Origin of the sequence: Streptomyces sp. NPDC001980 (assembly GCF_040296885.1) — a bacterium.
In the GTDB taxonomy this organism is placed as follows: Bacteria; Actinomycetota; Actinomycetes; order Streptomycetales; family Streptomycetaceae; genus Streptomyces.
The window spans coordinates 1-13,184 of record NZ_JBEOYD010000008.1 but is presented as its reverse complement, the minus strand read 5'-3'; the positions used below and the strand labels follow the sequence as shown (position 1 = coordinate 13,184).

Below are 13,184 nucleotides of genomic sequence, written 5' to 3'. Positions count from 1 at the left end.
GGCGGAACTGACCGAAGTGAGGGAACTGACAAGGCCGTCGAGGCTCTCCGCCGGAGCGCGGGTCGCCGTCGTGGCGCCGAGCGGGCCGGTGGTGGAGGAGCGGCTCCAGGCGGGCCTCGACATCCTGCGCGGCTGGGATCTCGACCCGGTGGCGGCACCCCACGTGCTCGCCACGGACGGCGAGCTGGGGTACCTCGCGGGCTCCGACGCCGAGCGCGCGGCCGACCTCCAGCAGGCATGGTGCGACCCGTCCGTCTCCGCCGTGCTCTGTGCGCGCGGCGGCTACGGCGCACAGCGCCTCGTCGACCTGCTCGACTGGGAGGCGATGCGGGCGGCCGGCCCGAAGGTGTTCGTCGGCTTCAGCGACGCGACCGTGCTGCACGAGGCGTTCGCGATCAGGCTCGGCCTCGCCACCCTGTACGGTCCAGTGGCCGCCGGTGCCGACTTCGTCAAGAGCACCGAGGCACAGGAACACCTGCGGGCCACCCTCTTCGCCCCGGAGACGGTCCGCACGATCCCCTCCCGGGGCGCCGCGCTGGTGGGCGGCCGGGCCACGGGCGTCACCGTCGGCGGCTGCCTGCGACTGCTCGCGACGGGCGTCGGCACCCCGCACACCCACCCCGGCGCGCGGGGCGGTCTGCTCCTCCTGGAGGACGTCGGCGAGGCGCCGTACAGCCTCGACCGCAGCATCACGCAGCTGCTGCGGTCCGGCCGGCTCGACGGTGTCGCCGGGATCCTGCTCGGCTCCTGGGACCGGTGCGGGCCCTACGAGCAGGTGCGGCCGATGCTCCTCGACCGGCTCGGCGGGCTCGGCGTGCCGGTGCTGGAGGAGTTCGGGTTCGGGCACTGCGAGGCGGCCCTGACCATGCCGCTCGGAGTGGCCGCCGAGCTGGACGCGGACGCGGGCACGCTGACCCTGCTGGAGCCGGCGCTGCGCTGAGAGCTCACCCGGAGGGCCGCGCCCCGGCAGGCGGAGCCCTCCGGACCTGCGGAGGCGTATTCCGAGACACGCCCGAGCCGGCTCCGCGTAGGGTGTCGGGATGCCGCACACCGCTTCCCGCTATCTCGCCGAGGGCCCCCGCGTGGGCATCCGCCACTTCACCTACGAGGACGGCGCCGAGTTCATCGCCCGGACCAGGGAGAGCAAGGACCTCCACCAGCCCTGGCTGTTCCCGCCCACCACGGACGCGGCTTACGCCGGCTACGCGGGGCGGCTGATCGAGGACCGCAGCAAGGCCGGGTTCCTGGTCTGCGAGAAGGACGCCGGGGAGCGCGGCGGGGAGCAGGGCGGGGCGATCGCCGGGTTCATCAACATCAACAACATCGTCGAGGGCGGCTTCCAGTGCGGTGCGCTCGGCTACGGCGTGTTCGCGCACGCCGCCGGGCGCGGGCTGATGCGCGAGGCGATGGGCCTGGTCGTGGACTACGCCTTCGGGCCGATGCGGCTGCATCGGCTGGAGATCAACGCCCAGCCCGGCAACGCCGCGTCCATCGCGCTCGCCCGCGGTGCCGGGTTCCGGCTGGAGGGCTTCTCGCCGAACATGATCTACATCGACGGGGCCTGGCGGGACCACGAACGCTGGGCGATCACGGCGGAGATGCGGTCCACCGGCTGACCTTTGCGCAATCCTGATCGGCAGCTCCCCTGGTCAGCTCACCCGGTGCCGGGTTCCATGGTGATCGTGACGAGGATCCGACGTGAGGTACTGACCCTGCCCGCGGCGGAGTTGGGCCCGGACAACCCGCTGCCGCCGCTCCGCCTCCTGGAGGATGGGGGCACCGCCCACGCCCTTCAGGCAGTGGGGGACCACCGCGTCGACGGGCGCGACCGGGAGGACCTGCCGCGGGACATGGCCCGCCAACTCGGCCACGAGCCGCTGCGCAGCCTCCTCCCGGTGCGGATCCGCGACGGCTACGGCAGAGCGCGCACGCCTCGCGGGTTCGACGCCCTGGTGATCGAGAACGACCGGCTGCGCGCCACCGTCCTGCCCGGCCTCGGCGGCCGCGTCGCCTCCCTCGTCCACCTGCCCACCGGCCGTGAACTCCTGTACCGCAACCCGGTGTTCCAGCCCGCCAACCTCGCGCTCAACGGCGCCTGGTACGCCGGCGGCATCGAGTGGAACATCGGCGCCACCGGCCACACCACCCTCTCCTGCGCCCCGCTCCACGCGGCCCGCGTCCCCGCCCCCGATGGATGGGGGCACCGCGCACGCCGTTCAGGCAGTGGGGGAGAGATGCTCCGGCTGTGGGAGTGGGAACGGCTGCGCGATCTGCCCTTCCAGGTCGACCTGTGGCTGCCGGACGGCTCCGACTTCCTGTACGCCGGCGTCCGCGTCCGCAACCCGCACGAACACCCGGTGCCCGGCTACTGGTGGTCCAACACGGCCGTACCGGAGGACCGCCGGATCGTCGTCCCGGCCGAGGAGGCCTGGGAGTCCGGGCCCGAGCGCCGACTGCACCGGGTGCCCGTACCGGCGTACGACGTCCAACCCCCGTACCCGGCGGACTGGTTCTACGACATCCCGGACGGGCGGCGCCGCTGGATCGCCGCGCTGGACGCCGACGGCCACGGCCTGGTGCAGACCTCCACCGACGAACTGCGCGGCCGGAAACAGTTCGTGTGGGGGTCGGGGCCCGGAGGCCGCCGCTGGCAGGAGTGGCTCGGCGGACCCGGCACCGGCGGCTACCGGGAGATCCAGGCCGGACTGGCCCGCACCCAGCTGGAGCACGTCCGTCTGGAGGCGGAGAGCGAGGTGTCCTGGCTGGAGGCGTACGGCCCGCTGTCGGCAGCATCGCCGGAGAACGTCGCGGAGCGGCTGGAACTCGCCCTGCCACGCGCCGAGTTGGACGCCGCCTACGCCGCCTGGAAGCCGTACGCCGACACCGAACCCGGTGAACTCCTCGCCACCGGCTCCGGCTGGGGCGCCCTCGAAGTGCTGCGCGCGGACTGGAAGCTGCCCGGCACGCCGTTCGCCCAGCCGACGCTGACCGAGGAACAGGCGCCCTGGCGCGAGCTGCTGCGCACCGGCACCCTGCCCGAACCCCGCCGGGTGCGGCCGCCCGGACCGACCCTGGTGGCCCCGCACTGGCGGGACATGCTGGAGACGGCCCCCGCCACCCCGCACACCGAGTACCACCTGGGCGTCGCCCAGTGGCACGCCGGTGACCGCGCCCAGGCCGTCCGCAGCTGGGAGCGGGCCCTCCCGCTCGCCCCGTCGCTCTGGCCGCTGCTGCGCTGTCTCGCCGTCGCCGACCAGGAGTACGGGCAGCACGAGCGGGCCGCCGAGCGGTACGCCGACGCCTTCGACGACCTGTGCCGAGAGCGCCGCGACGACGGCGAGACCTGGACCGCGGCCTGCGCGGCGCTCGGCCGTGAGGCCATCGAGGCGCTGCTGCGGGTACGGCGGGTCGCGGACGCCCGCGCCGTGTGGGAGGCGCTGCTGCCCGCGATCCGGGAGCGCGGGCGGTTCCGGCTCCTGGAGGCGGAGCTGCTGCTCGCGGAGGGGCGGCGGGCGGCGGCCCGGGCCGTGTTCGACGCCGGGTTCGAGGTGGCCGACCTGCGGGAGGGGTCGGATGCGCACGGCCGGCTGTGGGCGCGGCTCGGTGACGAGCCGCTGCCCGCCCGGTACGACTTCCGGATGCGGCCGCAGGGCCTCTGACCCGTCCCGGACCAGCCCCGGATCAGCCCCGGTGCTGGTCGACGTATTCGAACAGCGAGCCGTCCGGGTGCATCGCGAGCAGGTTACGGCCGGCGGGCGTGGCCACCGGCCCCGCGAGGATGCGGGCGCCGAGGTCGTCCAGCAGCCGGTGGGCCGCGTCGACGTCCTGCACCGCGATCGTCGCGGCCACCTTGCGCAGCACCTCCAGCTCCGCCTCCGGTCCGCTCATCAGGAGGAACGAGCCGACCGCGGCGACCTGGACACCGCCGCGTTCGAAGCGCTGTGCTCTGCCGCCGGAGAGGCGTTCGTAGAACGGGATCGCGGTCTCGATGTCGTCGACGCAGATGCGCAGGGAGGCGCCCAGAATCTCCATGGGCACGAGCCTAGTTGCCACGGGCCGGGATGGCGTCACCTCCGGTGATCTCCTGTTATGGCCATTCCGGTCCGGGTACCCGCACGGTATGGAACATCTGGATCATCTCGAACATCTGGACAAGGACCTCGTCGACGAGCTGGCACAGGTCGCCCGCGAGACCGTCCGGGACGAGCTGCGCGAGCAGGGCCGCAAGCGGCGGCGGGCCGCCGTGCTGTACGGCGCGTCCGGCGCGGTCGCCCTGTACGCCGGGGCCGCCGTGGCGCTGGCCGTGGGGCTGGCGTGGGCGATCCTGCTCCCGGCGTGGGCCGCGGCACTGGTCACCGCGGTGATCCTGGGCGCGGTGGCCGGTGCGCTGCGGGAGGCGGGGCGGCCGAGGAGGCCGCATGCGCCGCACCGGGTGGTCGGCGGGACGGCGCCGGGTGCACCGCCGAGCGGGACGGGGCTGCCGTATCCGCCCGTGCCGGCGGAGCCGCCGGGCCTCTCGGGCAGGCCGGGTGCGGATCCGGAGGCGCCTCATCACCGGAGCTGACGGGAGCGACATGCGGTCGGCTGTGCGCGGTCGGCTACGGGCCGGATGTGGTTGCTCGCGCAGTTCCCCGCGCCCCTGATGGGGCGCGCTTCGGCGAGCGGAGTTCGAGGGTCCCGCCTACGGTTACGTGGGTGGCCTTGGACCTCGTCGTATCCCCGGAGGCGCACCGTGAGTCATCGGCCCCGGATTGTGATCGTCGGCGCCGGGTTCGCCGGGTATCGCGCGGCCCGTACGCTTGCAAGGCTGGCCCGGGGCCGTGCCGAGATCACCCTGCTCAACCCCACCGACTACTTCCTGTATCTGCCCCTGCTGCCCCAGGTCGCCGCGGGGATCCTCGATCCCCGGCGGATCGCCCTCCCGCTGTCCGGTGCCCTCCGCGGGGTGCGGACCGTGCTGGGGGAGGCGGGCCAGGTCGATCTCGACGGGCAGGGCGTGCACTACACCGACCCCGAGGGCACCGCCGGCAGCCTCGGCTACGAGCGGCTGCTGCTGACCGTCGGCAGTGTCAACAAGCTGTTGCCCGTCCCGGGAGTCGCCGAGCACGCGCACGGCTTTCGCGGGCTTCCGGAGGCGCTCTACCTCCGTGACCACGTGATCCGGCAGATCGAGCTGGCCGCCGTCGCCCCCGATGCCGGCCTCGCCGCCGCCCGGTGCACCTTCGTCGTGGTCGGTGCCGGGTACACCGGGACCGAGGTCGCCGCCCACATGCGGATGCTCACCGTCGACCTGGCCCGCCGCAACCGGCTCCCGCACGGCGTGCGGCCGCGCTGGCTGCTGCTGGACGTGGCGCCCCGGGTGCTGCCCGGCATGGACGAGAAGCTGTCCCGTACCGCCGACCGGGTGCTGCGCCGGCGGGGGGTCGAGGTGCGGACGGAGACCTCCGTGAAGGAGGCCACCCGGGACGGGGTGCTGCTCTCCGACGGGGAGTTCGTGGCGTCGCGGACCCTGGTGTGGTGCGTGGGCGTACGGCCCGACCCGCTCGTGGAGGGCACCGGACAGCCCCTGGAGAAGGGGCGGCTGATCGTCGATCCATACCTTCAAGTGCCCGGCTGTGCCGACGTGTTCGCCTGCGGGGACGCGGCGGCGGTGCCCGACCTCGTCAATCCCGGCGCGTTCACGCCGATGACCGCGCAGCACGCCTGGCGGCAGGGCCGGGTGGCCGGCGAGAACGTGGCCGCCTCGCTCGGTGTCGGACGGCACCGGCGCCCGTACCGCCATCGCGACCTGGGGTTCGTCGTCGACCTCGGCGGCGTGCAGGCCGCCGCCGACCCGCTCGGAGTACCCCTGGCCGGGCCGCCCGCCGGGCTGATGGCCCGCGGCTACCACCTCGCGGCGATGCCCTCGGGCCGGGCCAGGGTCGCCGCCGACTGGCTGCTGGACGCCGTACTGCCGCGCCAGGGCGTCCAGTTGGGCCTCGTTCGGTCCTGGTCGGTGCCGCTGGACACCGCCTCGCCCGAGCTGCCGAAGGCCCCCGAATCCGTCACGGACCATCCTCCGGAAGGAGCCTCATGAACACCGCCGAACTCGTCGAACTCGCCCAGCAGTTGCGCGTGGACAGCGTGCGGGCGGCCGCCGCGGCCGAGTCCGGGCATCCGACCTCGTCGATGTCCGCCGCCGATCTGATGGCGGTCCTGCTCGCCCGCCATCTGCGCTACGACTTCGAGCGGCCCGACCATCCCGGCAACGACCGCTTCGTCCTCTCCAAGGGCCACGCCTCGCCGCTGCTGTACGCCGCCTACAAGGCGGCCGGTGCGATCGACGACGCCGAGCTGCTCACCTTCCGCAAGCTCGGCAGCCACCTGGAGGGGCACCCGACCCCGCGCCGGCTGTCGTGGGTGGAGACCGCCACCGGCTCCCTCGGCCAGGGACTGCCGGTCGGCGTCGGCATCGCGCTGTCCGGGAAGCGGCTGGAGCACGGCCGCTACCGGGTCTGGGTGCTGTGCGGGGACAGCGAGCTGGCGGAGGGCTCCGTGTGGGAGGCCGCCGAGCACGCCGGGTACGAGCACCTCGACAACCTCACCGCGATCGTGGACGTCAACCGGCTCGGCCAGCGCGGCCCCACCCGGCACGGCCACGACCTCGACGCCTACGCCCGCCGCTTCCAGGCCTTCGGCTGGCACACCGTGGAGATCGACGGACACGACGTGGACGCCGTCGACCGCGCCTGCGGCGAGGCCGCGGCGACCGCCGGACAGCCCACCGTGATCCTCGCCCGCACCCGCAAGGGCCGGGGCGTCGCCGCCGTCGAGGACCGCGAGGGCATGCACGGCAAGCCGTTGCCGGACGCCGAGGAGGCCATCGCCGAACTCGGCGGGGTACGGGATCTCCGCGTCCACGTGAAGGAGCCGCCGGCGGCCCGCGCGCTGCACTCGGTGCCCACCGGTGCGCTCGAACTCCCGCGCTACGACATGGGAGAAGAGGTTCCCACCCGCGACGCCTTCGGCAAGGCGCTCGTCGCGCTGGGCCACGCCCGCGCCGACGTGGTCGCGCTGGACGGCGAGGTCGGCGACTCCACCCGCACCGAGCTCTTCGGCAAGGAACACCCGGACCGTTACTTCGAGTTCTACATCGCCGAACAGCAACTGGTGGCCGGTGCCGTCGGCATGGCCGCGCGCGGCTGGGTGCCGTACGCCGCCACCTTCGCCGCCTTCCTCAGCCGGGCCTACGACTTCGTGCGGATGGCCTCCGTCAGCGGCAGCGGGATCAACCTGGTCGGCTCGCACGCGGGCGTGGCCATCGGGCAGGACGGGCCCTCCCAGATGGGCCTGGAGGACCTGGCGATGTTCCGTTCGGTGTACGGCTCGACCGTGCTCTACCCGTGCGACGCCAACCAGACCGCCAGGCTCGTCGCGACCATGGCCGGGCTCGACGGCATCCGCTATCTGCGTACCTCGCGCGGGGCGAGCCCGGTGATCTACGGCCCGGACGAGGAGTTCCCGGTCGGCGGCAGCAAGGTGCTGCGCTCCTCCGAGGAGGACCGGCTGACCGTGGTCGCCGCCGGGGTCACCCTGCACGAGGCGCTGAAGGCCGCCGACGCGCTCGCCGAGGACGGCATCCGGATCCGGGTCGTCGACCTCTACTCGGTGAAGCCCGTCGACCGGCAGACGCTGCGCACGGCCGCCGAGGAGACCGGCTGTCTGCTCACCGTCGAGGACCACCACGAGGAGGGCGGGCTCGGCGACGCGGTGGCGGAGGCGTTCGCGGACGGCAGGCCCGTGCCGCGGCTGGTGCGGCTCGCCGTGCGCACCATGCCGGGTTCGGCCGCCCCCGACCAGCAGCTGCACGCCGCGGGGATCGACGCCGACGCGATCGCGGTGGCCGGGCGGCTGCTGGTCGAGGAGGCGGTCGTGCGCTGACCCGGCTCGGACTCCACCCCGGTGCGGGCCCGGCCACGCACCCGCAGGACGGCCCGGCCCGCCGCAAGAAGAAGGAGAGGGAGGAGCAGGAGTGAGTACGTACGTCTACGGCATCACGACCGCCGCGCACCCCGCTCTGCCCGCGGGCATGGACGGGGTCGGCGATCCGCCGCGCCGGGTGCGGGTTCTCACGGAGGGTGGACTGGCCGCACTGGTCAGTGAGGCCCCCGACGGGCTCCGGCCCATGCGCCGGGAGCTGCTCGCCCACCAGAACGTGCTGGCGCAGGCCGGGGGCGGCGGCTGCGTGCTGCCCATGCGGTTCGGCAGCGTCGCACCGGACGACGACACCGTCACCGGCGTCCTCGCCGAACGCGCCGAACACTACCTGGAGCGGTTGCGCACCCTCGACGGCAAGGTCGAGTACAACGTCAAGGCCAGCCACATCGAAGAGGCCGTGCTGCACCGCGTGATGTCCGAGAACCCCGAGCTGCGCGCGCTGGCCGACGCCAACCGGAAAGCGGGCGGCGGAAGTTACCAGAGCCGGTTGCGGCTCGGCGAGATGGTGGTGGGCGCCGTACGGGCCCGGGAGGCCGAGGACGCGGCCGCGGTGCGGCAGACGCTCGAAACCGAGTCGGCCGCCGTCAGCGCGGGGCCCGGCTCCACCGGCTGGCTCGTCAACGTGTCCTTCCTCGTGGACCGGCACTCCGCCGAGACCTTCCTGGCCGGGGTCGAGCGGCTGCGCAGGAGCCATCCGCATCTCGACCTGAGCGTCAACGGGCCGCTCCCGCCGTACAGCTTCGTCGAACCGGGGCCCGCCGAGCCGGCGGTCAGCACGCCCGGCCGGGCCGCGAAGTAGCCGGCGGGGCCGAGAACCGGAAGGAGCAGGCACCCCGTCCGCGGCCACGAGGACGGGGTGGCCGAGGAGGAGAACGAGACGCCGGACGAGGAGCCGTAGGAGGACGAGGCCCTACGACGAGGCGGAGGACGCCGAGCAGGGGCAGGATGAGGAGTACCGGGACGAGGGCGAGCGCGAGGAGGAGGACAGATGACCGCACAGGGCGGACTCCGGTACGTGTACGCCGTCTGCCGTCCGTTCGCGGCGGCCCTGCAGGCCCAGCTCACCGGCGTGGCCGGGGTCCCACCGGGGCTGCTCAGGCACCACGGGCTGGTCGCCGTCGTCAGTACGGTCCCGGAGGGCGACTTCGCCGAGGAGCCGCTGCGGGACCACCTGGAGGACCTGGACTGGCTGGCCGCGACCGCCCGTGCCCATCAGGGCGTGGTCGACGCGCTCACCACGGTCACCACGCCGCTCCCGCTCCGGCCGGCCACGGTCTTCCGGGACGACAGCGGCGTACGGACCATGATGGAGGCCCGCGAGGCGGACTTCCTGCACACCCTCGACCGGCTCGAGGGGCGGGTCGAGTGGGGCGTGATGCTGTACGCCGACCCGCCCGAGCAGCCGCCCCCGCCGGCCGCCGAGGAATTCGCGCGTGTGCTGCACGAGCGGCTTTCCGGACGCGCCGAGGATTCCCGGCTGCACCCTCCGCAGAACGCCACGCTTTCGGGAGTGTCCGGGCAGAACCTGCTGAACGCTGCCTATCTGGTGTCCCGCGCGGCTTCCGAGGAATTCGTGGAACTGGTCGACCGCACGAAGGACGAGGCACCGGCGATGCGGGTGGAACTCACCGGACCGTGGGCGGCCTACTCCTTCACGGAGCTGATCACCGAGCCGGTCACCGGACCGTCGGATTCGACACCGGGGACCTCACCGAGCAGCAGGAGGAGTGCATCGGGCGCACCCTGATGCTCCTGGAGGACCGCATGGCCGGGCTGCGGCCCGCGGACCTGAACCTGGACCTCGGGCCGCGGGGGACCGCTGCTGCCGCGCGACTTGTTCCGCCACCGGTGGCGGCGGCGTCACCACCGGTACGCATGCGCGGATCAGGCTCACGTGCGGCAGAGAATCTCTCCGTGCAGTACGGCGAACCAGCCGTCCTCCTGCTGCGCCCACTCCCGCCAGGCCGCCGCGATCACCGCCAACTGCTCCGTGGTCGCGTGGCCACCCTCGGTGGCCCGTTCGGCATAGGAGGAGGCGACCGTGCGGTCCGCCCACAGCCCGCCCCACCAGGCCCGTTCCTCGGCCGTGCTGTACGTCCAGGTGCCGGAGGTGGCCGTGATGTCCGTCAGCCCGGCCGCCCGCGCCCAGGACTTCAGCCGCCGCCCGGCGTCCGGCTCGCCCCCGTTGGCGCGCGCCACCCGCCGGTACAGCTCCAGCCAGTCGTCCAGGCCGGGCACCGCCGGGAACCAGGTCATCGCCGCGTAGTCCGAGTCGCGTACGGCGATGAAGCCGCCCGGCTTGGTGACCCGGCGCATCTCGCGCAGTGCCTGCACCGGGTCGCCCACGTGCTGGAGCACCTGGTGGGCGTGGACCACGCAGAAGGTGTCGTCCGGGTAGTCCAGCGCGTGCACGTCGGCGACGGCGAAGTCCACGTTCGCCAGCCCGCGACCGGCCGCGGTCGCACGGGCCTGCTCCAGGATGCCCGGCGCCTGGTCGACGCCGGTGACCTCTCCGTCGGGGACCAGTTCGGCCAGGTCGGCGGTGATCGTCCCGGGGCCGCAGCCGATGTCCAGGATCTTCATGTGGGGCTTCAGCGAACCGAGCAGATAGGCCGCGGAGTTGGCGGCGGTGCGCCAGGTGTGGGAGCGCAGCACCGACTCGTGGTGCCCGTGCGTGTAGACGGCGGTCTCCTGTGGCTTGGACATGGCTCAACCCCTTCGCGTCACACCGGCGGACGGGGCCGGACGGCCCCGTCCCGCGGTATCCGCAACGCTACGCCCGCATGTCGAATGATGAGACCCGCGTTTCGCGATGTGGACTGACGCTCTGTCATGCCCGGTGGGCGGATCAGGGCAGCGGGCGGTACACGGTCAGTGCCTCCGGCAGCTTCTCGACGGTCATCTCGCCTGCCACGTCGGTGACTTCACCGTCGTAGGCGAGCGGTGTGCCGGCCGCGATACCGGTCAGGCGCAGTCGGCTCACCTTTGTCTGGGCGGGGCGGGGGTACCTCCCGCTCGGGCGAAGCCGGGAGTGGGGGAGGGGGAGCGGACCCGCGAGGGCGGCGGAGAGCAGGCGGAGCGCGGGATGCCGGCCGCCGTGCACCACGCGTACGTCGAGCTGCCCGTCCGCCAGGTCGGTGCGGCGGCCCGGGGTCAGGGCCAGCCGGTGGTAGAGGCAGTTGCCGACGAACAGCAGCCACAACGGGTGGGTCTCGCCGCGCAGTTCGACCCGGAGCGGATGCCGGTCGGTGCGCAGCACGCGCAGTACGGCCAGTACCTCGGCGGGCCAGGCGCCGATGCGGTGCGACCAGCGTTCCCGCTCTCGGACCAGTTCCGGATAGACGCCCAGGCTCAGCGTGTTCAGGAAGACGCCCTCCAGGTCGCCGGAGGCGAAGCGGCCGACGTCCACCCGGACCGCCTCGCCCTCGCGCACCGCCCGGCCGAGGCCCCGGCCGTCCTCCACGCTCAGGTCGTGGGCGAAGTGGTTGAGGGTGCCGCCGGGCAGCACCGCGAGCGGCAGCCCGTGGCGCAGGGCGATGCCGGCCGCCGCGTTCACGGTGCCGTCGCCGCCGCACACCCCGAGCGCCCGCGCCCGCGCCGCCGCCTTCGCCAACTCGTCCTTCACCTCGCCCGGTTCGCACTCCACCAGCTCCGCCGCGGGCAGCTCGCGGTGCAGCACCCGCATCCGGTCGGCGCTGCCGGAGGCCCGGTTGGCCACCACCACCAGCCCGTCCCCGCCGGGCAGCGCCGGGGCCGCGGCGCGCGGCCGGGGCGGTGGGCCGGTCTGCGCCCGGGTCGGCACCAGCCCCCGTACGGCGAACGCGGCGCCGGCCCCCAGAGCCGCGCCCGCGAGCACGTCGCTCGGGAAGTGCACGCCCGTGTAGACCCGGGACATGGCGACGGAGAACGCCACCGGTGCCACCACCGCGCCCCACGCCGGGGACTCCAGGGCGATCCCGGTCGCGAAGGCGGCGGCCGACGCGGCGTGCCCGGAGGGGAACGAGGTGGTGATCGGCTGCCGCTTCAGGTGCCGTACCGCGGGCACCGGGTCCAGGAGCGGACGCGGGCGGCGCACCGAGCGCTTGCCGAGGGTGTTGATGGCCAGGGAGGCCAGGGTGAGCGAGGCCAGGCCGCGGGCGGCGGCCCGGCGGGCCCGCGGCGTGCGGGCCGCGGCCACCGCGGCGGCCGTCGCGAACCACAGCACTCCGTGGTTGGCGCTCCGGCTGAGCCGGGGGAGCAGCGGTTCGGCGAGCGGCCAGTTCCGCTCGGCGCCGATCTCGAACAGCCGGCTGTCGAGGGCGAGCAGCCGGTCGCGCAGCGCGTGCCGGCCGGGCTTCGGGACGGTGAGGTCGACGTCTGGGCTCATACGGGTCCGGGTACCCTGAAGTGGCACTTTCCTGCCGGCCCGCGGTGCGGTCGAGTGAGCCGAGTGAGAGGAACCCCTGGATGCGCCTGCTCCTCATACGTCATGGGCAGACCCCGACCAACGTCGACTTCCTGCTCGACACCGCGGTACCGGGGCCCGGTCTGACCGCCCTCGGCGAGCAGCAGGCAGCGGCCCTCCCCGGAGCCCTCGCCGACGAGGACATCGAGGCCCTCTACGTCTCCACCCTCACCCGCACCCAGCTCACCGCCGCCCCGCTGGCCGCCGCCCGGGGCCTCGACCCCGTCGTCCGCGACGGCATCCGCGAGGTCTCCGCCGGCGACCTGGAGATGTTGCCCGGCCACTCCGAGCGGGGCGAGGAGTACATGCGCACGGTGTTCGCGTGGGCGGCCGGGGACACCGCGCCGCGCATGCCCGGCGGGGAGACCGGGGACGAGGTCCTGGGCCGCTACGACGCGGTGATCGCCGAGGCCGCCGCGAGCGGCGCCGGGACGGTCGCCCTGGTCAGCCACGGCGCCGTGATCCGCCTGTGGACGGCGGCCCGCGCCGACAACGTCGACGTCCCCTACGCCGCCTCCCGCCCCCTCGACAACACGGGCGTGGTGATCCTGGAGGGTTCCCCGGCCGACGGCTGGAAGGCGCTGTCCTGGCAGGGGGCGGTCGTGGAGCCGACGGGGGCGAGCGGGCCCACGGGGGAGCCGGTGGAGTAGGGCCGGCGACGTTTCCGGCGCACGCCGGGGTCGCCAAGCTGGTCGCCACCCAGCGCGAGCGGTTCGGGATCGGCCCGCACAGCCGGGTCCTGCAGTTCGCCTCGCCCAGCTTC

General features: G+C 74.1%; 12 protein-coding genes. 9 read left to right on the top strand and 3 right to left on the bottom strand.

Annotated elements, in window-relative coordinates:
- Positions 1-16: 16 nt before the first annotated feature.
- The 3 genes from ABT137_RS14155 (at position 17) to ABT137_RS14145 (ending at position 3,659) form a co-directional block, all read left to right on the top strand.
- Positions 17-940, top strand: coding sequence for a S66 peptidase family protein (locus ABT137_RS14155; protein ID WP_351708371.1), 924 nt, complete (start codon positions 17-19; stop codon positions 938-940).
- Between the two features lie 100 nt (positions 941-1,040).
- A complete protein-coding gene (locus ABT137_RS14150) occupies positions 1,041-1,616 on the top strand; it encodes a GNAT family N-acetyltransferase (protein WP_351707562.1) in 576 nt (191 codons plus the stop codon).
- 57 nt (positions 1,617-1,673) lie between these two features.
- Entirely contained in the window at positions 1,674-3,659 is a 1,986-nt protein-coding gene (locus ABT137_RS14145) for a DUF5107 domain-containing protein (protein WP_351707559.1), read from the top strand.
- 22 nt (positions 3,660-3,681) lie between these two features.
- On the opposite strand, the gene ABT137_RS14140 is transcribed toward ABT137_RS14145, so the two are convergent.
- Positions 3,682-4,032 (bottom strand): VOC family protein, encoded by a 351-nt coding sequence (locus tag ABT137_RS14140; RefSeq protein WP_351707556.1) that lies wholly within the window; start codon positions 4,030-4,032, stop codon positions 3,682-3,684.
- Positions 4,033-4,120: 88 nt separating this feature from the next.
- Between ABT137_RS14140 and ABT137_RS14135 the strand changes: the two genes are divergently transcribed.
- The 5 genes from ABT137_RS14135 to ABT137_RS14115 all read left to right on the top strand — a co-directional run bounded on the left by ABT137_RS14135 (position 4,121) and on the right by ABT137_RS14115 (position 9,724).
- A complete protein-coding gene (locus tag ABT137_RS14135; RefSeq protein ID WP_351707553.1) occupies positions 4,121-4,564 on the top strand; it encodes a phage holin family protein in 444 nt (147 codons plus the stop codon).
- Between the two features lie 168 nt (positions 4,565-4,732).
- Complete coding sequence (locus ABT137_RS14130) at positions 4,733-6,076, top strand: NAD(P)/FAD-dependent oxidoreductase (RefSeq protein WP_351707550.1); 1,344 nt, start codon at positions 4,733-4,735, stop codon at positions 6,074-6,076.
- Positions 6,073-7,920: a transketolase gene (locus ABT137_RS14125; protein WP_351707547.1), complete on the top strand. Its 1,848-nt coding sequence runs from the start codon at positions 6,073-6,075 to the stop codon at positions 7,918-7,920. The genes ABT137_RS14130 and ABT137_RS14125 overlap by 4 nt, the downstream gene beginning before the upstream one ends.
- 91 nt (positions 7,921-8,011) lie before the next feature.
- Positions 8,012-8,776, top strand: coding sequence for a GvpL/GvpF family gas vesicle protein (locus tag ABT137_RS14120; RefSeq protein ID WP_351707544.1), 765 nt, complete (start codon positions 8,012-8,014; stop codon positions 8,774-8,776).
- Positions 8,777-8,965: 189 nt separating this feature from the next.
- Positions 8,966-9,724 carry a GvpL/GvpF family gas vesicle protein gene (locus ABT137_RS14115; protein ID WP_351707541.1) on the top strand — a complete coding sequence of 253 codons (759 nt, stop codon included), beginning with the start codon at positions 8,966-8,968 and terminating at the stop codon, positions 9,722-9,724.
- A gap of 143 nt (positions 9,725-9,867) precedes the next feature.
- Here the strand turns inward: ABT137_RS14115 and ABT137_RS14110 are convergent, their stop codons facing one another.
- A complete protein-coding gene (locus tag ABT137_RS14110) occupies positions 9,868-10,683 on the bottom strand; it encodes a class I SAM-dependent methyltransferase (protein ID WP_351707538.1) in 816 nt (271 codons plus the stop codon).
- A gap of 142 nt (positions 10,684-10,825) precedes the next feature.
- The gene (locus ABT137_RS14105; RefSeq protein ID WP_351707535.1) at positions 10,826-12,343 is read right to left on the bottom strand and encodes a bifunctional phosphatase PAP2/diacylglycerol kinase family protein; all 1,518 of its coding nucleotides are present in this window, start codon (positions 12,341-12,343) and stop codon (positions 10,826-10,828) included.
- Between the two features lie 80 nt (positions 12,344-12,423).
- On the opposite strand from ABT137_RS14105, the gene ABT137_RS14100 reads away from it, so the two are divergent.
- Entirely contained in the window at positions 12,424-13,071 is a 648-nt protein-coding gene (locus ABT137_RS14100) for a histidine phosphatase family protein (RefSeq protein ID WP_351707532.1), read from the top strand.
- Positions 13,072-13,184: the final 113 nt, after the last annotated feature.